The 23,956-nt window shown below is 42.8% G+C and carries 28 protein-coding genes; all 28 read right to left on the reverse strand.

What is annotated here, in order from left to right:
* Positions 1-12: 12 nt before the first annotated feature.
* Positions 13-855: a hypothetical protein gene (locus QE382_RS10590; protein WP_307185852.1), complete on the reverse strand. Its 843-nt coding sequence runs from the start codon at positions 853-855 to the stop codon at positions 13-15.
* Positions 856-859: 4 nt separating this feature from the next.
* Complete coding sequence (locus tag QE382_RS10595; RefSeq protein ID WP_307185853.1) at positions 860-1,804, reverse strand: DUF6712 family protein; 945 nt, start codon at positions 1,802-1,804, stop codon at positions 860-862.
* A 16-nt stretch (positions 1,805-1,820) separates the two neighbouring features.
* Entirely contained in the window at positions 1,821-3,242 is a 1,422-nt protein-coding gene (locus QE382_RS10600; RefSeq protein ID WP_307185854.1) for a hypothetical protein, read from the reverse strand.
* Entirely contained in the window at positions 3,232-3,522 is a 291-nt protein-coding gene (locus tag QE382_RS10605) for a hypothetical protein (RefSeq protein WP_307185855.1), read from the reverse strand. The genes QE382_RS10600 and QE382_RS10605 overlap by 11 nt, the downstream gene beginning before the upstream one ends.
* A 70-nt stretch (positions 3,523-3,592) precedes the next feature.
* Positions 3,593-5,356, reverse strand: coding sequence for a hypothetical protein (locus QE382_RS10610; protein ID WP_307185856.1), 1,764 nt, complete (start codon positions 5,354-5,356; stop codon positions 3,593-3,595).
* A 12-nt stretch (positions 5,357-5,368) separates the two neighbouring features.
* Positions 5,369-6,316: a hypothetical protein gene (locus tag QE382_RS10615; RefSeq protein WP_307185857.1), complete on the reverse strand. Its 948-nt coding sequence runs from the start codon at positions 6,314-6,316 to the stop codon at positions 5,369-5,371.
* Between the two features lie 45 nt (positions 6,317-6,361).
* The gene (locus tag QE382_RS10620; protein ID WP_307185858.1) at positions 6,362-7,078 is read right to left on the reverse strand and encodes a hypothetical protein; all 717 of its coding nucleotides are present in this window, start codon (positions 7,076-7,078) and stop codon (positions 6,362-6,364) included.
* On the reverse strand, positions 7,078-7,533 hold the full coding sequence (locus QE382_RS10625; RefSeq protein WP_307185859.1) for a YcbK family protein: 456 nt from the start codon (positions 7,531-7,533) through the stop codon (positions 7,078-7,080). The genes QE382_RS10620 and QE382_RS10625 overlap by 1 nt, the downstream gene beginning before the upstream one ends.
* Entirely contained in the window at positions 7,523-8,584 is a 1,062-nt protein-coding gene (locus QE382_RS10630; RefSeq protein WP_307185860.1) for a helix-turn-helix domain-containing protein, read from the reverse strand. The genes QE382_RS10625 and QE382_RS10630 overlap by 11 nt, the downstream gene beginning before the upstream one ends.
* A gap of 55 nt (positions 8,585-8,639) precedes the next feature.
* Positions 8,640-9,194, reverse strand: a complete 555-nt coding sequence (locus QE382_RS10635; protein ID WP_307185861.1) for a hypothetical protein — start codon at positions 9,192-9,194, stop codon at positions 8,640-8,642.
* Between the two features lie 69 nt (positions 9,195-9,263).
* Entirely contained in the window at positions 9,264-10,793 is a 1,530-nt protein-coding gene (locus QE382_RS10640; RefSeq protein ID WP_307185862.1) for a hypothetical protein, read from the reverse strand.
* A 24-nt stretch (positions 10,794-10,817) separates the two neighbouring features.
* Positions 10,818-11,717: a S49 family peptidase gene (locus QE382_RS10645; RefSeq protein WP_307185863.1), complete on the reverse strand. Its 900-nt coding sequence runs from the start codon at positions 11,715-11,717 to the stop codon at positions 10,818-10,820.
* Positions 11,718-11,792: 75 nt separating this feature from the next.
* Positions 11,793-12,170: a hypothetical protein gene (locus QE382_RS10650; RefSeq protein WP_307185864.1), complete on the reverse strand. Its 378-nt coding sequence runs from the start codon at positions 12,168-12,170 to the stop codon at positions 11,793-11,795.
* Entirely contained in the window at positions 12,167-12,703 is a 537-nt protein-coding gene (locus QE382_RS10655) for a hypothetical protein (RefSeq protein WP_307185865.1), read from the reverse strand. The genes QE382_RS10650 and QE382_RS10655 overlap by 4 nt, the downstream gene beginning before the upstream one ends.
* Before the next feature lie 625 nt (positions 12,704-13,328).
* Positions 13,329-13,541 (reverse strand): hypothetical protein, encoded by a 213-nt coding sequence (locus QE382_RS10660; RefSeq protein ID WP_307185866.1) that lies wholly within the window; start codon positions 13,539-13,541, stop codon positions 13,329-13,331.
* 311 nt (positions 13,542-13,852) lie between these two features.
* Positions 13,853-14,158, reverse strand: coding sequence for a hypothetical protein (locus tag QE382_RS10665; protein WP_307185867.1), 306 nt, complete (start codon positions 14,156-14,158; stop codon positions 13,853-13,855).
* A 12-nt stretch (positions 14,159-14,170) separates the two neighbouring features.
* The gene (locus QE382_RS10670) at positions 14,171-15,139 is read right to left on the reverse strand and encodes a phosphoadenosine phosphosulfate reductase domain-containing protein (protein WP_307185868.1); all 969 of its coding nucleotides are present in this window, start codon (positions 15,137-15,139) and stop codon (positions 14,171-14,173) included.
* The gene (locus tag QE382_RS10675) at positions 15,129-16,016 is read right to left on the reverse strand and encodes an HNH endonuclease (RefSeq protein WP_307185869.1); all 888 of its coding nucleotides are present in this window, start codon (positions 16,014-16,016) and stop codon (positions 15,129-15,131) included. The genes QE382_RS10670 and QE382_RS10675 overlap by 11 nt, the downstream gene beginning before the upstream one ends.
* 4 nt (positions 16,017-16,020) lie before the next feature.
* On the reverse strand, positions 16,021-16,563 hold the full coding sequence (locus tag QE382_RS10680; RefSeq protein ID WP_307185870.1) for a hypothetical protein: 543 nt from the start codon (positions 16,561-16,563) through the stop codon (positions 16,021-16,023).
* 17 nt (positions 16,564-16,580) lie between these two features.
* Positions 16,581-16,874 (reverse strand): DUF8468 domain-containing protein, encoded by a 294-nt coding sequence (locus QE382_RS10685; protein ID WP_307185871.1) that lies wholly within the window; start codon positions 16,872-16,874, stop codon positions 16,581-16,583.
* Positions 16,858-17,820 carry a reverse transcriptase/maturase family protein gene (locus tag QE382_RS10690; protein WP_307185872.1) on the reverse strand — a complete coding sequence of 321 codons (963 nt, stop codon included), beginning with the start codon at positions 17,818-17,820 and terminating at the stop codon, positions 16,858-16,860. The genes QE382_RS10685 and QE382_RS10690 overlap by 17 nt, the downstream gene beginning before the upstream one ends.
* Positions 17,821-18,032: 212 nt before the next feature.
* Complete coding sequence (locus tag QE382_RS10695; RefSeq protein ID WP_307185873.1) at positions 18,033-18,422, reverse strand: hypothetical protein; 390 nt, start codon at positions 18,420-18,422, stop codon at positions 18,033-18,035.
* Positions 18,423-18,443: 21 nt separating this feature from the next.
* Entirely contained in the window at positions 18,444-19,295 is an 852-nt protein-coding gene (locus tag QE382_RS10700) for a hypothetical protein (protein WP_307185874.1), read from the reverse strand.
* The gene (locus QE382_RS10705) at positions 19,292-19,657 is read right to left on the reverse strand and encodes a hypothetical protein (protein ID WP_307185875.1); all 366 of its coding nucleotides are present in this window, start codon (positions 19,655-19,657) and stop codon (positions 19,292-19,294) included. Before QE382_RS10705 ends, QE382_RS10700 begins: the two co-directional genes overlap by 4 nt.
* 2 nt (positions 19,658-19,659) lie before the next feature.
* Positions 19,660-20,244: a 3'-5' exonuclease gene (locus QE382_RS10710; RefSeq protein ID WP_307185876.1), complete on the reverse strand. Its 585-nt coding sequence runs from the start codon at positions 20,242-20,244 to the stop codon at positions 19,660-19,662.
* Between the two features lie 294 nt (positions 20,245-20,538).
* Positions 20,539-20,769, reverse strand: a complete 231-nt coding sequence (locus QE382_RS10715) for a hypothetical protein (protein ID WP_307185877.1) — start codon at positions 20,767-20,769, stop codon at positions 20,539-20,541.
* Between the two features lie 12 nt (positions 20,770-20,781).
* On the reverse strand, positions 20,782-23,772 hold the full coding sequence (locus QE382_RS10720) for a primase-helicase family protein (protein WP_307185878.1): 2,991 nt from the start codon (positions 23,770-23,772) through the stop codon (positions 20,782-20,784).
* Positions 23,773-23,955 (reverse strand): hypothetical protein, encoded by a 183-nt coding sequence (locus QE382_RS10725; RefSeq protein ID WP_307185879.1) that lies wholly within the window; start codon positions 23,953-23,955, stop codon positions 23,773-23,775.
* Position 23,956: the final 1 nt, after the last annotated feature.

Raw genomic sequence — 23,956 nt, forward strand, 5'->3', positions numbered from 1 at the left:
TATTGCGTCCATTTATTGTTTGTGATCATCCTGCTTTTTGAGTAGGTAGAATAATATTTCGTAGAGCGGTGTTTCATTCACTTCAGCTGCTTTTCCAAATACACCTGACTCGGCTACATCCAGCAAAATTCCATTCCATCCAAGATTGAGCCCTTTTCGTTTTGACCTGGGTTTTTCTTCAGCCGGAAATAGCGGACTAAAATTAACCTCAACACCACTTAGGTGCAGGTCTTCTTCTTTAATGGCCTGTATGCAGTTGGTAAACCACATCAGGGTAACTTTAAGCTTCCAGTCCGGCACGGATTTAAAGGTTGCTTTATCCCGATATCCCGTCAACGCTACACGCTGCCCTTTTACCTTTGGGCGATAGAGCAGCTTTATGAATCCGTACAGCGGTTGATCGGTAGGAGATTCGCTTTCCTGGCTTTCCGTATATTCATTCATCAATACCAAGGCTTGCTGAAATTCACCGAAGGTCAGATCAGCCAGGAGATCAGCCGGGCCATAACATCGTTTTATCTCCGGAAAATAATTGATCACCGAATCAAAGGTCAATTGATATTGGTCGTCGTCTTCCTCAAAAATCCAGTCACAGTATATTTTCGAAAGCCGTGCAATTTCCGAATTGACTTTTTGATTGAGGCCCAGTCGCTGTTTGATCCGATAGGACGTGCCAAATTTTAAGCCGGTGAAATGCTGAAAAGCTACGATCCGGAACATGCCGATAGACATTTTCCCCGATATCACCTTAAAAGCTTTTTCCAATAGAAAATAAACCTGATCAGACGAACACTCATCCCAGCTGGAAGGAATTTCGATCACAATGTTTTTTTCGGGGATCTCGATTGTATTCATACGGCTAGGTGCTTAGAAATTTATCGTTAGGATCGTGATTTGGCAGCATCTGGTATTGAAGATATTCTGCACTGTTGCGAAAGCGATAGCGCTTGATCTTGTCGATCGATGTAAAGGCATCTGCCTCCATGCGCTTGCTGAAATAATCGATCTCTTTGGTAATGGCAGCGCGTGAGGCGTTGACGGTCTGGGATGATGATTTGAGTGTTTTAACAATGCCTTCTGGCAATACCTTCGCATTGAGCCGGCGTACTGCCAAGGCGATTGTGGCCAGAGCCTGGGCACGGCGCGCATAATCCAATAGCGTTACCTGATAGTCTGATAGCTCTTCATTTTCCTGAAAAGCATCCAGCAATATTTTGTAGTCAGCACCCATAACCTCTTTTAAATGCAAGGTCTGTACTTCGCGCAGCAGTGGAATGGCCATGTAATAAAACCGAGCCGAATTATCGATCGGATAATATTCGCCAAATACTTTTGTCGAATTGACAAACAATGATTTTGCTTCTTTCTTAGCGTCACTATCATTCCATTCGGTGAAATCCGACTTGTCCAAAAATGAGATCAATCTGTCTATTGCCCGCTGCGCCTTGTTGAGATGAGCTTCATCATCCTTATCCAGCATCCATTCCCAGGGAACCGATTCGTTATCCTTATCGATCTTGATCTTCCGGGTGGACTGATCATGTGAAACTAAGTTGGACTGGTAGAAACGCAATGCAGCCATGATGGCTATCGGCCGTTTGACCAGCTTCAGCAATTTCTGCTCATTTTCGCTTGGATCGGTTTTATCCTGTATTTCTTTCGCCTTGTCAATGATATCATCACCTACGACCAAAGCCAGATCATCCGTTTCGTCTTCGATATCCTGCTTGATCGGATCAAATTCATTCGACGCATACCAGGATCCCGTCAATTCTTTTAATTCTTGTGTCGTTCTGATCAACATAATGTATGTATCTAAATTATACGTTATTTATTACGCGGTTTTTGGGCGACACCTCATCTTCCTTCATGATGATTTTGCGCGCAAAACCCATTTTGATGTGCTTTTTATCCGGCCAATTGATCGCAATAGCATCATTTAGAGCCTGAAAAATCACCTTTTCGGGCTTATTCACATCCGTTAACACATGGAATTTCATGGCGTAGAGCTGTTGGCTTCCACCGCTTAGGCCATTTGTGGTGACTAAATTTGCGAGGGTAGGGTGCAATCCCATACCGGAGGTTGCCGCCGAATCAGCTTTCTCTGATATTTTGACCTGCGCTTCGATAAAATCTTTGATCGATTGTTCGATAGGCTCGATCGTCCATTTGCAGAGGTTTCCATCCATATCGTAGAAATCTACCGTCTGGATAAACTTTCCGGTATTTGCTTTACCGGCCAATGTATTTGCGATACGCTGGAAGAGTTCGGTCTTTAGATCCTCCAAACGCTTATCGATCTGCGCGTCGGTTTCCTCCGGATATCTATCCTGAAATTTTTGGCGCTTGTCATCCCAATATGCTTGCGGACTGTGGATATGATAAGCTGCCGTGATCCCGTTATCGGTGAGATAATTGATCACATCCGGAATGTCGCTTGCCGTCTCTAGCCAGGGAATGGTACCGTAATAGGATGGGATAGAATAAAATGTCCGGGCATAACTGTATAAGTTATGGTAGGTCATGGAAACACGATTTTTAAAAGGCTTCTTTTTGTCCAGGACAGGGTAAGTCGCAATACCCGATCGCATACAATTGTTTTCAAAATCACCCACGTAAATCGTATCGACATTCTCCAACCTTTTCTCCGGATGTTTTGGCCAGCCTAAACGCGCCCAGGAAGCAGGGACACATTCCAGTTTGAGGATCTTGTTTTTTGTCTTGATGCCCATGGCTTCGATATCGTCTAGCTGATCATCGGAGAGCTTATTGGTACGGTTACGGTACCAGCGCGAAAAGAATCCCTCGCCATACATAAATTCAGTCAGTATCATATCGTGATAGCGGTCAAAATCCCATGACTCCAGCCAGGCTTCAATCTCCGGATCCCGAACCGGAATGCGGACTTCCTGATTTTCCTCATTGATTTCTTCTTTGTACAACTTTGGGCCGTCACCATACTGTAAACCAATTTTTCGCTTTAAAATACCCGGGCCGATGTTGGACTTATCCATGACGCGTTTGATGATTGTCGGAAGATCATTATTGTGGCCATACGGCACGATCTCTTTTCCCATCACGATAGCAGGATCAGATTCCCAGCTATTCGTAAATGATGCTAGCCTCGTAGAAAAGTTGTAGTCAGTTTTGTAATTGGATGATATCGTGTACACGTCGCCATCGGCTAGATGGATAGCAACAGCATCTTTGGATATTGGTTTTATTTGAGGTTTATTGTCCATCTTCTGAAGTGATAAATGTGAGTGATTGTCCATTTAATGATTGCAGGCAACAGTGCCAGAATTTACGCGGTTCCATGGTGTCCAGATTGATATATTCTTCCTGCAGCTCAGCATACTGATTGTCCTCTACACGGCCCCTTTTTCTGAGCCTGGCATTGTGAACGGTAACAATCCCAGAGGTATGGTTACGGCTAAGCGAATAGCTGTAAAAGCTAAAAGAAAACGACCTGTTCAATTTGGACAGTCTCCGCATTTCGGCTATCGCCTCGTAAATAGTCATATAAAAGCACCTTTGTTTTGACTCAAAGGTGCTCTTTCTAGGTAAGGTGATAAAGGACAGTTCGGTCGATCTATACCGATGACGTATCTTCGATATTGGTCGCTTTGGATTTGACGAGGGCACGCCACTCCCGGCGCATCATCAGGTATTTAAAACTATCTGACGGATTGGTTGACTCCATGGGAAGACGATGTATCGGAAGTGATTCCGATGTTTTGTTTTTCGTGATCATCTTGCCACCAGTTTTAGTCGGCTTGATTTTAGTACGTGCCAGCTCAAGAGATGCTTTCAGTGGTTTGCACTGGTACATATCGATAAATATCTTTGGCAGTTTTTTGTTGTATCCGCCAAAAATCGTTTGCATAAATATATACTCTTCCTGTTGCGGGATGATACCCTGGTTTCTAGAAAGCAAATTTACTTTCCATTTTGTCCGGGTTCTTGTTTTGGTCTTTTCATTGGTTACCCATTCAATGGCATTCTTAAATGCTGTGGCCTGATCGACTCCAGCATCTTTCTGGTTATTACCGGCGCGGTCATAATAGAGGTTGAGCACTTTTTCTTCCTGCGTGTCGAAATACTCCCGAAATTCAGCTGCCAAATGGACGATATGTTTTGGCGATAGGACGTGCATAAATTTCAATACACGATACTCATTGTTTGGCTTAGGCTGACCAATGGTCAATGACATCATATTACCAAAGTCCAAACCGCCCTCAATCGCTCTTTTCCTGTTGAGATATTTTAATTCCCGACAATCTGCAATATCAGCAATACCAAAACGGTCGTGCCACTTTGGATCGAGCCCGTCCTTATAAAAATGAAAGTCCGCAATGTTGGCGTAGAAGCGGTCGCCAGATTCCAGGGAAGGCTTAAGCGATAGAATCGCTGTATCCACATCACCCAGATCACTGGCAACTGCATCCGCAAACCAATTTGGGGTAAGGATATCCACATTGACCAGGGAAGAGGCTATAAAAAACAGCGTGCTGCCATCCTTATGCATGCGGGCCATACGCCATCGTTCTCTCCACCGCTCTTCTGTACGAAGCTTTTTGGCTGTTTCCTCCAGATCATTTCGCTGCTGATAATAAATCCTTTCCTGGATAGCTTCATTCAGTACAAAAGCAGCTTTCAATACCCGCAGTATTCCCCACTTGCGCATCTTATTGACCTGCTTCAAGATCCAGTCATACTCTCCAATATTGGCTGTGTTGGGCATATCGGTGGTGAATGTATGGCCAAGATAGAAGGGTGATTTACCATACTTTATGATATACCCCCGCAAGGCTTTCATCAGGTTGGCGATCTTATGCTCAGGGAAATATTTTACTTCGTCACCGATCACGTGCACATACGATCTACCGGCCAAACTGGCCGGACGATCCAGTGATCCAAATGTCACGTTTAATCCGGTATACCAGATCATGGTATGTTTATAGGTGACCAGCCTGTTGTATGGCTTCCAGAAATGTTCTCTTAATTCCGATGGCAGATCTTCTTTCTCTGCCTCCGAAAATTCGGGCGGCTGCTTTCCAATAACGTAATGAATACCTTCCCTATAGCCTTTTCGTTCGAGCCCTTCCAATACTGACGGCAGCACGTTTTTCTGTAGGTTGGAATAGGTATCAGACACCCACACAATGGGCGCTCCGGGCATATCCTCTGCCATGGCGATCAGACGCTCCACAACGATCTCTGTTGTTTTAGCAGATCCACGTCCCAATACCATGTAGAGAAATTTTGGCAGGATCATCAGTGCCATCTGGGCGAGCCAGTTCATGTATGCAATAGCGGTATCTACAGTCTTTTTTATTTTCGGTCTCCAAGCCATGGGTTAGGGATGTTATTTTTTAAATTCTTCTTCGATGATGTCAAACTTGTCGAGCAATTTGATCGGTTCCAGCATCGCATCCTGGCGTAAATTCGATTTGACAGACTCAGGCTGATCGAGTGCGTCGATCTCTGCTGCGAGATCATTCCGGTTGATAGGAGGAAGGCCAACCAATTCAGTATTGAGGGTGAACACTTTGATAGGAGGTAGGTACATTTCCTTTGGAAGCTTGTTGACATCTGGCTTGTCAAGTTCCAAAAGTGTCGCTGCCTGTTTGGTCAGGTTTCCGTAAACTTCATAATCCCGTGATGATTCGGCATTTTGAGCAACTACGTTTGCGGCCATTTCCAAACGTTCGGCAAACTTATGTCGCAAGGCTTTTTTATTGATGTTACGGTCGCCATAAAACAGGTTTACCGCTTCATCATACATCTGCGATGCGCGTTGATGTTTTAATCCAAAATTTTTGACGAAGAAATCAACAGTAGCACGACGGCCGTAGATACTGTCCATGTCACGGATAAAAATTAATGCATCGATGTAGAGCTGCTCCTCGACACTGATATCAGCGATCGCTTTTCCTGCCTGTATATAATCGTTTAATTTCTCCAGGATATGGCGATGTTCGAACGTTCCGAAGATATCCATCTTGGATATCTTGAACGCACGGCTGCGCTTGATCTCATGGATCTGCTTTTGTGCCGGTACGTCTCCGGACAATGCCACGCTGTACAGGGCAAGGCGTTCGTCCATATCCTGTTTGAGCTTACCTGCTTCCAGACGTTCTGCTAAAAAGGAGTTGCCGTCTTCAGCGACTTGTCTAAAGACGGTTTTGTTGATACCGAAATAGGTAGCGATCTTATCATTGGAATATCCCAGGGCGGAGAGGGTTTCCAATTTGTCCCACTCTTCATCAGATAGGTTAAGATTAGCGTGTTTTATGGGTCTGTTTTCCTCCATAAAACAAAAATGCCACTAACATAGTGGCAGGGAAAGGACGGAAATTTATGCCAGCAGCCGGTTAACTTCGGCCAGTTGCATCTGGAGCTCTTTAATTTTTTCGTTGCGCTGCCGGACAAGATCTTCGCGCTTTTCTTTTTTCAGTTTTGCTTTAGTTCTCCAGAGGTTATTTTCAATATTTTTCTTCTTTTTGAAAAGCTCCATGGTATTGAGATTACGAAGATCTTTGATCCGCTTGATCTGGGCAAATATCGGGTGTTCACCGAGCGTGGTTTTCGTTTTTTTGTAGTGCTGTAGTTCCTGGTATATCCTGTGATTATCGACGAAGTTGGTCACGAGGATCCGTAGTTTATCACACAGCTCGTTTTCTTTTGCATCAGATAATGATTCGTAGGTTTTTACACAATTTGAATAGATGGTGATCTTATCTGAAATCAACAGTTTTAATTCATGCGGGCAATCTGGATCAGCCAGGAATGGCCACTGTGTCCGCACTCTATATTGTTCCTTTCGATTAGACTCTTGTGTCTTTGCTATGACAGCCGCTTTTGATTCGATATGAGCTTTGTTGACCTGAAAATCAAGCGGTATATCCGCTTTCCTGAATAAAGCTGTTTTCATAAGCTGTAGGTGCTTTTCAGGATTCTTTGATACAATGTTAGCGATCGACTTATTCGGATCCGTATAGTCCATAAATAAGCGAAGGCCGACCGTTGGGTCAGCTCCGCCTAATAACCAATTATAAACTAAAGATGAAAGCATTAACCGTTCCAAAATCTAGTACGACCTGTATCGATGTGAACAAACGTTTTGTAATAGCCGATACCGCCGGACTTTTTGTTCTCCTTGACAACTTTCTTCCAACCGGCGATATCGTTATGTAAAGGATAAGTGTCCAGGGCATTACCCAGTATGTGCTGACTGGAAGTAGCTCCATTCACTGATCGGTTATATTCCGGAGATCGATAACTGCTAGATATACCAATAGGTGACCCGAATGCGTCCCTGAGCGTCTGAACTTCAGCAATGATATTCGCATTTATGCGCGTAAATGAGTTCTTTTGATTTTTGGTCAGGAACTCATGCAGATGAAAATTTTCAGTTAGACGAATGTTAGGCGAATTCTTGTTGAATTCTAAATAATCACCATCCGTTTTAACACCGTATTTTCCAGCAATCACTAGAATGCTGGAAGCCAAATTTTTATTATTGCTCATATCTGGAAGGTTGAGGGAATACTTTTGCAATAACATTTTTGACCGATAGCCATCCTTTGCTATTGCAGTTGATAAATTTCCGTTGCTGGAATAGATCCCACATCATTGCAGGCTCAACGCTGTCGCGGTAAACAGATGCAAGTACACCATCTTTGATATTACCCGTAATCTGGATTGGACGCGCGTCGGGGAACCGGTAATTGAAATACAACGATGTCAGTAGATACCCTTTTTCAGTGGCATTGTATTTCTCAATCACTTCCGCAAGGATTTCAGCGTTTACAAACATCGGTGTATGTGTGCCGTAATGATGCGTGGATAATCCTTCTTTTGCCAATGCCTGTTTGGTACGCAGGGAATTCTGGCAAAACAGAGACGTTCCTTTGGCATGATCTTCCAGATCACCAAAAGCTTTCAATACCTGGATATCGATCAACGCCGTAGGACCTGCCAGATAGATATCATCGTTTGTCAAAATGAAATCGCCAGTTACTTCTCCCGAGGCGATCAGCGTTAGGATTTTATGCGTCACGTCAGCCTGTGGGTTTCTGATTTCAGCAGGAGCAGCACAGTTGCAGTCTTCTAAGATCAATACCGGATCCAGTGGAACGTGCGTAATTTCCGGAGAAAACCAATCTTCCTTGTCTCCGACAATAATAATGCGATGATCTTCGAGGAAGTGATCAGCCCAGGAGCGCAGCGCATAACGGAGCTCTTCTCCAGCCGCTTCTGATTTTAGATACGGAATAACGACAGCGATAGGTTGCTGCCCTTCGATGTGCGTAGGATCTGTTGAGCTGTTTTCTTCGCCTTTAGCATCTTTCGCTGCTTGATCGCTTTCGTTAAGACTTTTTTTATATTCGACACCTGTTGCTGTAAGCGATACCGATTTATCTTCATTACGTAATAGCAAATCTTTATTGATAAGCGAATTTAATACGGCATTGACTGATCCTACAGATAGCTCTGATTGCTCAGCGATAGCACTGGCAACCAATACCCCAGCAATGACCAAGGCTAAAACTTTGCTTTCTTTTTCTGATAAGTTCATTGGTTTATTGTATTGAGTGCCGGCAGGTTACCGGCACTTAGTTTACTAATTTGTTTTATACTCCAGCACCGCCTGATCCAGCAGATCCTGCAACGTCATTCCAATCTTCATTCGGAATAGCGGTACCTCTGTAGAATCCAGCACGAAGCCTTGACCGCACCTGTTGTGCCATCGTGACCGTAGTCTTTGCAGCGTCGTTGTTATCCTGACCGGCAGGCGATAAGTAAATAGGGTTACACTTCCAGCCTATTACGCGGGTACCTTCTCCAGAACAGTCATTGGAAAGGGCGATGAAAGGTTTACCGAGGTATTTCTGGAAAAATAATTCCGAGTCCACCTGTACTCCGGGATGCTCAAAAACCAATTTTTGAACAACGCCCTCAGCATCCGGATCTCCGTCTGGATCATTTGCGATATCGATAGACTGTGCTGTAACCTCAATAGCAATTGCTTTTGCACCTTGCTTTAGGGTAATATTTCCGGTGACAACGATATCATCTTCAGTACGGGCAGGAAAAGTGGCGATATCATCATAATGTACCAGTTGGATGACACCTTCTTTAGGTTTTGGTGCTGCTGATTTTTTTCGCAGTGAAACTTTAATTGCCATATTATTTTAGTTAGTTGATTGTGAATGGATAAAAGGGGCCGAAGCCCCTCCTGTGATTTTGGTTGATTGTTATACGCCACCGCCAGCGGAGCCTGACCCTTCAGAGCCAGTTACCGGTAGTGTACCGTCAGGGAATTTTCTTGAATCAGGGAGTTCAGCCTGAGGATCATAGTTGTCCGGAACATAGGCAAATACTGCTTCAGCGATCTGAAAGCCTACAGCTAGCCAGAACTCACCGATAAGCCACACTTCATAAGGCGCTTCGTACACCTGGTTGATTACATTTGGCGCTTCGTTTTTATGACGGAGCTTCACCATGTTACCATCTACCGTAGAGAATACAATCGGTGAACCTGTCATACCATCCAAGGCAACTACAGTAACATTGGAGAAATCAATACGACGCGTACCGAAGTCACCGACTTGTCCGGAATTGGTACCCCAGATTTTTTTGTAAGCACGTTCGTATCTGGTCAAAACCTCCGGCGCACAGTACAAGTTCATTTTCTTGTTCTTGTACAGTGGTTTCAGTTCATCGACGAAAGCTTCGAAAAATGCCATTACCTGTTCATCCGTAGCTGTTTTCCAGTTGATGGTCAATGATGTGAAATTTACTTTCGCATTGGCGCCCAAGGCTTTTTGCTGAACTAAGATCGTTTCCAAACCATCCATTGAATCCTCAGGATCTGTAGGTTTGTTCGGATCGGTATTCTCCACATACTTACCCTTAAAGATCATTCTATACTCGATGTCTTCCAGGATCTGCGGATAGATCAGCTCTTGCCAGATGTACTTTGTGATCGGCATATCTTTTGGCGATACCTGCTCATCGTACAATTTGAAAAGGTATGAGTCAAGCACTTCAGAAGGTACGATCGGCACGTTTATCTTGTGGCGACGGTTAACGATGGTCAGAGGCGTAAACTTGGTCTGGCCTTTAGGTGTCCATTTGTTGGTAAACTGTTGTACGACGGAATTGATCTGCGCCTGAATTGAACGGAACTCAGTAACAGCCGGCACAGATTTGAAATACTGAGATGAGGTGAACCCGCCAAAAAGCTGTTTAATAATCTCTAGATTATTATTGTTCTGGCTGAGGTAAGTCCCAAACTCTGTGCGCACCTGTGATACGTCCATTGTTGCTCCGGCAGCAGGTTGCATTGTAGCTGCGCCCATTAAAGCTAAAGCAGCAACATAGTGAGAGGCTGTAGCAGCAATGTTAAAGCTTTTGGATGCCTTTGGTTTAGACGGTTCCTGAACTCCTTCAGCAGCTGGTAGATCTTCCGGAGTATCCATCAGCGTTGCGATCAATTCTTCCTGTTTGGCAATTTTCGCCAAAGCAGTTTTAAGATCAGCAGCTACTTTTTGAGCAGCTTCAGTGGCCCCAGGAGTTAGAAATTCTTTGACAGCATCATGGATCTGAGGTGCAGTTGCTTCCGGATTTTCAGAGGCTAAGCCTTCTTTGAATTTTGCTAGGGCCGGTTCGCCGTAGGTTCCTTTCAAAGTTGTTTCCTGTTCCTCGGTTAATTGGTTGTTGTCAGGCATTGCCGACAAACCAATTGCCTTTAAGAAAATCGCTTTGATTTGATTAAACTTCATAGTGAGTGGATTTAGGATGAAAAATTATTTATGGTTTGTCCAGTATTGGATGTTGACATAGTCAATAGCGGCTTTAAGCCCGCCCAGCTGATCAGCCAGACCGAGTGCAATAGATTGCTCTGCATCAAAGGTTGCCCCTGTCAGCACTCCCTGTGCATCGTACTTAAGATTAGGTCGGCCCGCTTTCACTGCTGTGTGGAATTTATCGGCGAGCGGATTGAGCATCTCCTTGCGGATCAGGTCGTATTCTCCTTTTAAAAACTCCTTGAATGGCTTGTTTTTATCTGGCGACTGATCGGCGTATACTTCGTGATATTTGGCTCCCTCTTTTTCGTAGTAGGGAATAGGATCCAGATAAGAGATCATGACACCGATAGACCCTGTACCCGATACGGTATCATTGTCTAAGAAAATACGATCTGTCGCAGCTGCTGTCCAGTATCCGGCAGAATAGGCGGAATCAATAGCCGACACAATAGGTTTATTGAGCGATTTTGTATAGTTGATCGCATCTAGTAGTGGAGGAACAGCATTACAGGCACCACCTCCAGTATCGATATCCAGGACGATACCTGATACATTTTCTTTGGCAGCAAAGTGTCGGATGTAATGGGCGATCTCATCCATGCCGTACGTGCACATGGTGCCATACTTCAGCATTACACCTTTGACTGGCAACACCACAACACGTTTCTGCTCCGTATCAACTTCGGCTGTCACCTCGTCATCAGACCCGGCAGAGAAAGCGCGGATATCAATTTCTTTAAGTTCCTGGATCTGATTGGAGAAAACGCCATTATTAGCAATGATACCTTTGGCCTGTGATAACAGACCTTGTGCCTCTGTAGGCGATATCATGAAATGGCCCTTGAGGATGGTGGATAATAAATGGAATTGCCAATTGCCCGCTAGTTTCCTTTGCATAATTCTTATGATTTGATGCAAAGGTGTCGAAGCAGGCTAGGCTAGGAAAGGACGTTTTGAGGGGTATTTATTATGCTATGGAAGCATTGGTATAGGTCGGTAGAATGTATTGTGCGATATGGTTATTGTATTTAAAAACAGAGAATTATTATAAGTTACGTAGACCGGTATATCCGGAGAACCAACTATTATATTGGTTCCATTACAAAAGTTAACTCTGATAATTAGCGTCTCTGGCAAAGTGACTTCTTCTTTTAAACGTGCACTTATCGTTATGGTATTCATTCGGCCGGATTTGTCATCTTTACTTGTTTCGGTATATTCCCCCGAAGCGACATGCATAGGCAAGTCTGCCCAGCCGTTCAAGGGCTGCACTGTAATGCTGTTGCCGGCAGGGATCCAGCGTACGATCTGGTCGGCTGGAGCGTATTGTATAGATTCTATCAATTTCATAGGGCATCTTGATATTCGTTAATAACTTTTTTGATAGCTGCGTTTTGGATACGGACACGTTTGGCCAGTCTTTCATACAGTTGCTTGATCTGTTTCTCCTCCGATCGGTATTGCCTTTTTTTTAGTTGCTCGGGATCTCCGATCTTAGAAACCAGCTTTCTGGAAAGAATATAAGTTTGAATAACATCCTTTTGCTTCAACTTTAAGGCCATTCCGTTGTAATAAAATTGTATCCAGTCGTTTTCAAACGTCGCGGTGATATAATCTTCGATCTTTTGCTGATCGTCGATAGAGATATAGCAGAACCTTTGGAATAACCCTGGCATAGCTGATGTTTTGGGAAGTTTAAAACTCACCGATTTGTCGGGGTCAAATTTCTGTTCAACAGGGAAGTCTGAATACTTGACCATCGAGCATATAAACTTGCCAACCTTGGTATCACGGAAGATACTGAACGCATCGTTTTCATAGGCAAAAAGGTGATGCAGGTAGTCGCGCAGGATATCTTTTTTGATATGGCAAAAAACATTCATAAATACTTCGAGATTGGTACAATCAAAGATACTTATTTTTCCGCTTGAATCGGAATTTAATGTATTGGTTTTTAGTGTTATTATGCTCTTTTATTTAAACAGATTATTCCGGTTTTTTACAGCCTATTTAATACATATTTTTCCTCGCCGATCGGAATTATATGTGATAAATTCTTGATAAAAAAAGTGTGACGTTGTTAACACTTTTTGCAATGGGTACCTAAAAAATCGGCTAATTTTCTGTAATTCTGTAAACTTGTAATATAATGCTGATATACAGATAGTTAAGATGTAATATTTTGTGCTTTTATAGGTTACAATTTTTTTTTGATTTTGTAATCTTTGGAATGGAGCTGTTGTGATTACATTTTTTTGTAATATCTCTATTTAGTGTTACATTTTTTTGTAATCACTTAATTTTCTCTAAATCACTCCTTTATCATATTGTTTTTTATTTGTTTACAGAATTACAAAAATTTTAAAGTTAAAAGAGTTAAAGGGTTAAAGGGAAAAGCCGGGACGGCAGCGGGGTATAAAAAGGTGCAGCCGGCCTTTGGGGCCAGCTGCTATTTTGCGCTGCTACGCGAGCGCTGGAAATTCAACCAATGAAAGGCGGGGATTAGGGTTATAGTCGGCCGAGAAGCGTACTAATTATCGTCAACATCTCGGATGTCGAAAGTGTGGATCTCTCGATGCGGCCATGGGTCATCGATAGGAATATTTCCTCGACCTTATCGCGTATGGCCATGTGCTTATCGTTGGAGTGATTAAGCAATTGAATGATGGATTCCTTTGGCAAATAGTTCAGCTCATCTTTTAAAATGTTCGTTTCTTCCATAGCATAGTTGTTTAGTTTTGTAATTATACTAAAAATATTAGTAATTCACCAAATGAAAATGTAGTTTTGTTTATGAAGATAAGTAAGCTACCACCACAGGGATATGTGGAACACATGAAACGCTCCGCTCTAATGGCTTCTCAAGGGGTCGGCATTGAAGCGGGGATAATAATTCTTACCGAAGGTTTAAAGCAATGGCCCCAGGAACTTGACGATTGTATCAGATGGGTTGTCGGGGAGCGGAAGAGGTTGAAGGAGATCGAAAAAAATAACGCCTAGCTTTATATAGGCGTTATTTTTTAATTTTATTGTTAGTCATCATCGCTATGTCTGTTAAGATCTGGCAAGACTCCAAGATACCAGTATGTTCCATCTGGATAACTGGCGACAGTCATGTAAGTATATCGTTCTCTACTTTCTCCATCATCAAACGAGGCTGCTGCCTCGCCTTGTTGATCAATGTAATAACCCTCTGAAATGTAACCAACATAATTTGACGCTACATAACCATGGGATATATGATGACAAAGTTCTTCGTCAATCTCGACTGGTTTAGATCCTAGATATTCTTCTAGATCTATTTCCTCAATTGTTTCAAATTCGTTTAATGTTTTCATATTTCTCTATTTTTATTGTGGCCCGCAGCTTTCACCATAAGCTCCAGCTGGCAATACCCATTCCTCGTTATCGTTAAAAATTATTTGTTGATCATAAATTTTTGAAGTAGCCTGTCTGGCCAATTCTGCTGTAATATTAGCGTATGCATTTCCACAAGAGATAAGGGAACGTAAGTCTGTGTTGCGTTTCATTGTGACGCCGAAACGTTCTTCATATCCCATTATTTCTTCCCCTTGAATTGGGCTTATTTTATATGCACTGGCAAACTGATCCGCATTGCCGAAAATGCAGAATTTACAGCTGCAGCGAGACCATCCCATGTAATAGCATGGATGTACTCGTACGCGATATTTTCTAATGATATCCCATATTTCTGACTCTTTCCAATCACGTAATGGTCTCCAGCGATCAACTAACCTATTCAATTTCCCACTTCTATTATCAGATCGATCTGCTTCAAATATTTTATACTTTGATCTCGCAGTGCTTTCTTCTCCGCGCTCTCCAGATAGTACAATTGTCTTTAGTCCGTTAAATCTCTCTTGGTTTCGGATTGCAATTGAACAAACGTCTATCTTCAAGTATGCCGAGCACCAGCGTACTTTTAAATCAGCTGCGACTTGCGGAAACTTTAACCTGGTAGCCAATTTACCTGCTATACCGCCAACTTTTTTTAGGATCTTTCCGGGTGTTTCGAACCAAGTGGGCGCTGTTCGTTGGTTATCCCTAAGCATTTCGCGTTTAAATCCCCCTTCCTTCCAGCTAAAGTATATTTCTAAACCAAAAGCATCAGCAAATTTTTGGCAGTAATCGTGCGTACATTCCCAATCCATAAACGCTTCGTCGTTGCCATCGATATCGTGATGCCAAAGCTCTATTTTACATGGATCCACACCCAAGTCCAATAAATATAAGACTAGGGCGATCGAATCTTTACCGCCACTAAATGCAACAATATATTTGTCATAGCTAAGATTCATTGTTGATCTTTTTTATTTCATGTTTTAAAAGCATTTCTGCACGCCTCACTTCAATCAATTCGGAATGATTGTTTAATATTTCTGATCGCAGTTCCGGATCCAGACCATATCTACCTTTCGATGCTAATCTAGATGCGATGGCCGTGTCCTGGAGCGAGTTCAATCTTAAATTTTCCGCCATGGTAACGCACTCCAAATTTTCGATATTGCAGTTCATAGAATCACCGTCCTTAAACCGGATAACGTGCTTATCAGGAACCTCACCAAAGTGCTGCACCCATATATATTGATGGTATAGTACCCATTCGCCTAGCTTAATACAGATAAACTTGTATTTCTCACTACCATCCTTTTTTGCACGGACGACTACTTTACCGATTTCGTTATAAGCATTGTGTGGAATATCGCCCTTCTTAAAGGTTGTTTTCCGGCTTTTCTCCTGTTGCTCCGGAGTTAGGTAATCTTCCCACTTTTTACCCTTATTCACCGGAATGTTTCCGGTTTTTATATAAGAGTCCCGTTTTCGCTGTTCAATAATTTCGACAGGAATGGTCAGACCGAAATGTTCTAATCTGCGTTTAACCAGTGTATCGCTTACACCCAGCTGTCTGGCCAATGCTTTTATTGGAACATCTAGATATTGTTCCTTTATTGCTTTGTCGATTTCTGGAGTAGATCTTGTCTTGCCTTTGATTTTCTGCCCAGCGAGTTTATAGGAGAGCGATCTGGGTATGATGATGCCTTGCTTTTTCAAAAACCGATTGACAACAGCACCATCATAGCCGAACTTTTTACCAAGGTCTTTACAGGTCATGGATTGCCAATTGGCCAGCCAAAACTTTTTTGCATGATCAGTGACTGGAAATTTTGATTTCATGTCGTTATTGTCTAAGTGTACGGATCAGATTTATTTCTTCTTTGGCCAGACTGGTCATCTCCCGGGCGATGGAGCATATCGATTCAGCCTGATCTTTTTTAATGATTCCGGCTTTAACCTTTTTCATCGTATCCATTAGCATCGATGCGAGCTCGCTGCCATGTTTGTGGATAGTGGTTTCGATAGGTGATTTTAAAAAGCCTTCCTCAGGCATTACCGTGATACCATTTTCCTCAGATCTGCTTGCAATAACTTCGGTAGAAGTATGATCTTCCAGATTCTCTGCAACCCGGGAAATTTTGTTTTTTACTCGTGTTGGAGTAGCTTCAGGACTCTCGCGTTCATAATCTTCAAGATCTTTCCGATCACGGGATATTAGAATTGCATCCAGAAAGTCACCCTCTTCTTTTTTCAGCACATTGATCCGGCCGATATCGCTGTTGAGAATAAATACTGATCCGGACGTTTGGATCTCATTAACTAGGTGGATCCTATTTTCATAAAGGATATACTTTCTTTTGCACTCGTAAATGTGATTTGCTTTCATTTTATATTTTTTTGTTTTTAACTAAATAAATGCATGTCATTTTCTTCAATAATCGTGGTGTGAAAAGGGAATCCATCTTTAGGGACTTGCTTTATCTGCTCCTTCAGCCGCTTGGATCCCGAGAAAACCACTCTCTTTTGTCCTTCAAATTCAATCTGTAATGCTAAACTTTCACCAGCATAAAACTTGGACGGATCCAGTTTAAAAGCATGTACAATAATTGGCCTATTTAAAATTTTTGTCACCCGGATTTTATCTCCAATGAAATTTTCCGCTTCCACGGTGATATTGAAGTCACTGAACTTTTTCATGTAAAATTTTTCTTTCTAGATTCCGGCAATTGGCATGCTTCGTCCAGCCCAGGTAACTTGCTATGCTTGATCGAGGCTTATGCGATTTTATAGCTTTAACGAAATTCTTCTTTATGGTTTTGCGTATCCGGATATACTTTGAAAAATGCACATATCCCAGAAAGTCTATTCCGCGGGAATCCACAGGGAACACCTGATAATTGCCCTTTACTTTCAGTTTTAGATTGGTGTCCAGGTACTCTGAAATATCGGATCTTAATTGATGTAAAATACGCTTGTCTGGAGCAAGTATGACAATATCGTCGGCATACCTGAAATAATAGCGCACACCTTTAACTTCTTTGATCCAGTGATCAAGTCCTGTCAAATAGAAATTTGCCAGATACTGGCTTAGATAGTTTCCGATGGGTAAGCCTTCAGCACTGTCTATGATCTCATCCAGCAGCCACAAAAGATCTTCATCTTTGAATTTACGTCTAAGCAGTGCTTTCAGGATATCGTGGTCAACGCTTGGATAAAACTTCGTGATATCAAGCTTCAGGCAGTATTTACTATGCGAAGTATCTTTTAATGCCTTTGCTAGCCTTCTAGAAGCTTTATGCAGCCCCATGCCTTTAATGCAGCTGTATGAGTCCGTTGTGAATGATCGAACAAATATTGGCTCCAGAACATTCATGATCGCATGGTGGGCGATCCTGTCCGGAAAGTAGGGGAGTCGGTATACTTCTCGTTCCTTTGGCTCATAAACTTTGAACACCTGATACTTTGATGTCTGATATGTTTTGTCCATCAACATGCGTTGAAGCCTCAGGAGATTCATCTGTTGATCCGCCCGATGCGTGACCACACCGTAAGTTTTCGTTTTACCTTTGCCGGCCAATTGATCTGCCAATTCCAGATTAAAAATGCTGTAAATCTGCTCGTATAAATTATTTATTCTTTTCATGCCTCTGTTTTAGTTGGTCATCTTCACCGGTACCGGTTACCAATGACCGTTTAAACCTTTATTTTTTGCCATGATGGCAGGGTGCCCATCTTAATATCTTTGTTCACAGTTTCGGGAGCTGACGTTCGAATTCGAGTTATCGTAGTTGTAGTCGTTGAACGAAAACCTGGAGGCCGAACCGACTCAGCAGCAAAGATGGGCCACCTTGTTTTTTAGTCGATCACGTAGATATCTCTGTAAAGAGCATAGTGTTTTTTAGCGACGTACTCCAGTGCTTTTCTTGTTGGAAATACGAGGCGGGAGCCGACGAACGAAGTCGAGTGATCGAAGTAGGAGTCGCCGAACGAAAACCCGGAGGCCGAACCGACCGAATTATCTTCTGAGCGCATTTTCCACCAAGCGAAATACTTCCCTTGTGACCGGTTATTCCAGTCTATTTTGACACCTTCTTTTAGCCATGCAGCTGCACTGATCACTGACAATTTAAAAAGGGCTACTGGCGCTTTTTGCATTGACTCAGGTAAGTGCGATACGATTGGTAGTTGAGTAGGATCCAGTCCGATTGTTTTGGCTGCCGCCTCGAATGTTGCTAAATGTTTCATGCTATTTTTTATTTTTAAGATTTAACCATTGATGTGCTGATCGTACAATTCAATGAACTGTTTGCCCGCGTACTCTGCTATCTCCCTTGATTTGTATGCGAGGCGGGAGCCGACGCACGAACTCGAGACACCGCAGTCGAAGCCGTCGAACGAAAACCCGGAGGCCGAACCGACCGAATTGAAATAAGGAAAGTATTTGTATTCATCCACATCCTTATAATCCATATGCTCACCACCATTAAGAGCGCGCACGACAACTTTCAATTGCTCATAAGCATTCGTGTCCGGACTAAGATTCTTTATGCCATCGAGGAAGGCAATAGAATCAATACCTAAGGCTGCACATGCATCTTCAATCGTTTTGATGTCTTTATAAGAGTTGAATACTTTAGGGTCAACGCTAGAAGATATTTGGTTTTCAATGGCCAGATCGTTTGCATTAAGGTACCTATCATAAATGTCAATAAACTGTTTACCCATATACGCTGCCTTCTCAGCACTCTCAACACAGAGGCGGGAGCCGACGTACGAATGCGAGAGACCGTAGAAGCAGCCGCCGAACGAAAACCCGGAGGCCGAACGTTTCGAATTGAAATATGGAAAGTACCATTTATCGCCCTGTTTACGACCCAAAGTGTTACCCTGACGGATAGCTAATGCGATAACTTCAAGTTCTTTACCCGCCTTTTGTGCATCATCATCAAATTGCGTGCGTCGATTGAATTGATCGGTAGTTTCGCCAACATAATCCAATGCATCCTGCAATGTTTTGATGTTGGTAAAATGCGATGTTTGTTTTTTAGCTTGTGCTAATTGATCAGATGTTAGTTCGATAACAGCTGATTTACCGTTGAATTGAATTGTTGCTTTCATTTTTTGTTATTGATTTTTTTTTGAATTAGAAAAATATTGTTGTCTTCGTCGATACGGAATTTTGACCCACAGCACCTGCACTTTACATTGACAAAGAGCTCCTCGAGTTCGGTAACATAGTATTCGTTGTCTAAGTGCGCACTGTTTGAAACCTCTATAGTCGATCCGCATTTGAAACATTGAAATTCGATACTGATCCAGGCTTTCACTTTCAAGTCGTACAATTGGATGCCATTGTCAATCGACTCCTGGAGGAACTTGTTCCGCTTGATCACAAGCTCGCGATCTTCCGGACTGTTCAGATCTATCGGCTTACCTTTATCGTTTAGTTGATAGGGTGGTAGGATCTTGTCTCTTTTCATGGCTATTTCCGATTGATTAATTGATACACGTGACATACCTGGCTAATCTGGTTAGCTACATCTTGTTTTGATATATGCGTGGTGTTATTTTCGGTCTGATCGATCAAGTTCACTGCCGACCATAAGTAAGTCCGGACATCGCGCTCATTTGAATAGTCCCAATAGGGTTCTTGTTCAAGCTCATCATAAGCATGTTTAAGTATCGAAAGATCGAACGCTGGAGCTTTGGCCCATACATACCTATCCGTATAGCAATACTTATTGAAATATCTTCTCAGTTCGATAAGCGCTTCCCATAGGGGCATGTTACCCCCGAATGCTTCTTCTTTGGCTTCTTCGGACTGTTTGCCCCACCAAAGCATGGTATCGACAGAGATTGTCCGTCCTTCCTGGATCTGCCGCTCGTAATTGAGCGTTGCATAGAAGTTATCCGGACATACTTCGCCAGTTTCAATATTGAAAGCTTGTGCAGCGATGCTAAGAATGGCTGTTGAATCTTTGGTATCCAGGGATTCCAAGTCAATCATGATGTCCGTAAACCGACCGTCTAACTGTCTTTCTGGTAAGTTGTTTTCTAAATTGTTCATGTTAAAATTTCTAAGTGCCATAAGGCAGGTAATCAATATTGTTTGATCGGTACAGTTCTTCAAGTTCATCGACCGATATCGTCTTCATTTCTTCAGATCCGTCCTGGACAAATCCTACTGCTGTCTGAGGTTCATTACTTGCGTTAAAGAGGATCAGCCCCTCATCGATACAGATCTCATTGCACTGTCCCTCTACCGCGTTCCCGAATACAATTTTTCTAATTGTGAACCTTCGTTTTTTGTAGTCAATGAACCGGCAACCAAGGGGCCACCGGATTGATTTTTTGCTCAGTGTCATGGCTCATCCAGTTGTCTGACAGAAATTGACCTGACCCGGATATCGACTTTAAATATTTGAAGTGGCCAATTATTTTCCCTGATCAGCCTTTCGGCTTCCTGCCGTAATTGATCAAGGCCACCAATAGCCCGGAACTCCAATCCACCTTCGTAATTCCGAGGTTCAAATGATCCCTGTATCTTTTCTGCAAATTGCTGCAGCGTATTTTTTTCGGTTGTACTTTCCATTTTTGTTATTTATTAAAAGGGTAATGTTTTCTTTTCGTCAGGTTGTGGCACTTCAATGTTTTCAATCGCATCCTCCGTCGGATCAAAAACTTCCATATTGATTTCAGTATCCTTCGTACGGAGATAGATCATCGATTGTGTTTTCATCTTCTTACGATTGGTTTTCTGCCAGCATTTATCCCGGTTATCATATTTTATCTCATACCAGTTTTTGGTCAATCGTCCCTCAGAATTCAATAGCTCTTTAGGGTTGCATTCCAGGTGCTTAAGCTGCGCATACATCTTGATCTTTTGGTTAAATCCATTTGGCGTTAGCGCTTTTACATTTGCCTCAGCTTTATAATCTTCGATGGCATAGGTTGTCGGCACGTGGATATCCAATCGCCCGGACTCTTTGCTGAAAAATACTTCAGCCCATGCCAGGAAGTTGAAGCCCATGTTATTCGTTAAAGCCCGATCCATGATATTTTCCATCGGAGCTTCAATCATCTTTGGCTGTGAAAGGTAGAACTGACAGCACTGAGCCATAAAGTTTAATGAGTCATTCCATTCCTTTTCGTTGTACTGGGTAAATAGCTCTTTGCCGAAATCATCTCTTGGGATACGCGCCTCATTGAACATGCCCATTTTATTGTCATGGTACCAATTCGACATACCTAAAAAGAGGATCCGCCGCATACTGGAGGGACCGAGATCATCCGGAGCAAAGTTTGTCGTAAGTCCCATTTTTGGCGACAGGTGATAGGGAATAGATGTCCTGGTCTTACCCTTTGGATTGACAGTAATATCACCGGTGGTCATACTAAAGGTTCTTTCCATTGGGAAATTGCGTGAGGCATCATCGATATAAATAATATCTGTATTTGTTGTGACCTGTTCGAACACGTGGTTATCGTTAAAAAGGTTGTCATTCTTTCCATCCAGTTGCAGCACATTGCGGATCTGGCGAAGACCAAGGAAGAAAAGAGATTTACCGGTACCCCCGTGCGAGCCGCTATCTTTATTCGGCGTATCATCCATGGGCATAACAATCCACGGGCGGGACATTGCTTTGTACCTGTGCATCATGTAGCCGAATGCAAACATTTTATTTAGACAGTGCTGTTCTTGTTCCTGGCATTCTTCGTCGGTCAGGTTTGGCCCCGAAATATTAAATTTGTTTTCCGCTCGATAAGCGTCCCGTTCCTCATTGCTAAGATCTTCCAGATTATCTTCAAATTCTTTTCTCCAATGTACACGTGATGTTTGGATCAGGATCCGGAAAAACATACAGTCCTGATTCAAAACCTTAAGCCTAAGCCTGCCATTTTCATCGGTGTAAGATTCGAACATAGGATCCAACTTTTTAACAGACTTATCAATGATCCGGGACTCCCATACCATCTTATTGACTTTCTCATTTTTGATCTCTTCGATAGATTCAGCCGTGATCTTCCAGGTGATATTTTTAAAAAACATGTATTGTGCATGCTCTTCGTAATCTCTAAAATCAGGATCTAGAATTGGCAGTGAGTCGAAGCTAGCAGCTGAAAGCATTGGAGACCGGTGGACAACGTTCAGCAGCTCTTCGGGCATAAAGCGTGTCCGGAGGAAATTCAACAGAAATGCCTTAATATCTTCCGGCTTCACTTGACGTACTAGGTTGTTATCTATCTGGATAAACTCCATGGTCTCGTCATTAACTTTACGACGGCCGAATCCGGATTTCTTCAGGAAGTTTAGGACACGCTCTGTCGAAAGCTTATATTCATAAAGCTTTTTGCCGTAGCGGATCTTCTCTTTTCCGGATCTATCCAAAGCTATGTGGGCATCCCAAAACCGGAGCATCAGTGCTACTTTAACCAGGTTCTTAAAATCCTGACCGCGGTAGAACTTTAAGAAATCGCGAACATCTTTACACGGGCGACCATACTGATCCCGACGTGATTTTAATGATTCAGGAAGTTCAATAGTCCGGATGTTGAGGTACGACTCATGGCTATCAGTAAGACATAACCTAAGATTCTGAAGCTGTCCGGTAGCATCTAGATCGGGGCAGGTAAAGATGTTGTCCGCCATTCTGTTGAGCTCAAATAAGTGATCCTTTGTCAGCTTAAAATATTCGCTGGATGGATAAATTACCTGATATCCCAGAGCTGCCAGATTCAATGCATCGGAACCGCCGGTACAAAAGATTATTTCGGGTAATTTCGGATCAGGGTTCTCTTCTGTTTCCTGATCATCGAACCACTCTTCATAAGCCCGCTGTACCTGATTTAATCCATGCAAAAACTGCGGGTCGAAATCACCATGATAAAAAAACCGTCTGCTCTTATCTTTTGACTTAGGCTGATAAACCTTGCTGAATGTTTTATCATCTTTACGAACCTCCTCAATTCTGAATATGGGATAGAACTCCGTAGCAGTAAACGTGATCGCTTTACGCTTTTTGATGATCGTATAAGATTCAAGGCAATGCCAGTGCTGGCTGATCAGCAGTTTTCTCAAATGGGAGAGAGCCGCTTCCTTTTTTTCTTCCGGAGTCTTTTTGTCTTTATAGGTTGTGTACTCCAGGTATGTAAAAACCTTTTCGCTAAAAATAATGCGAAGGTGATTTTCCGAAACTTCCTGGCATGGGTTAAATATCCATGTACCATCGGCCTGATCCGGGGCAGCATCGGTCGTGCTTACCTCAGGTTCATACATCGACTTTATTTCCTCTGAAGAACCGATGCCGTGGCGCTCAGCTATAATTCTGATTGCCTCACCGTACTCTACCTTTTCTTTGTCCTGGACAAGAGCGATACCGTTCATCCATCTACCACCGTCACCAAAATCTGCAACGACATAATTGCCATCGCTCATTTTCTTGATCGACGAGGAAGGTGTTTCTTCTTCGTGCAATTTGAATTTCTTCTTAGTCCGCAAGCATTCGTCGATCTCCGGAACATAATACCGGATGATATCGAGTCCGCCTTCGGTTTTTTGGAAGATATCCTCTTTGGTGATTTTGTAGTTCTTCATTTAGTCTTGGTCTTCGGATTGTATCTGATCTTTACGGTATAGTATTAGGCATAGGATGACGAGTATAAGGCCGCATCCTGCGATGAACATGATCAAAATGATATTGCTCATATATGATATTTGCACCTGCTGCGCATCGATCTGCTGTTGCTGCATTTCGATCACTGTTGATAGATTATTCATG

This window comes from Sphingobacterium zeae (genome assembly GCF_030818895.1).
Lineage (GTDB): Bacteria > Bacteroidota > Bacteroidia > Sphingobacteriales > Sphingobacteriaceae > Sphingobacterium > Sphingobacterium zeae.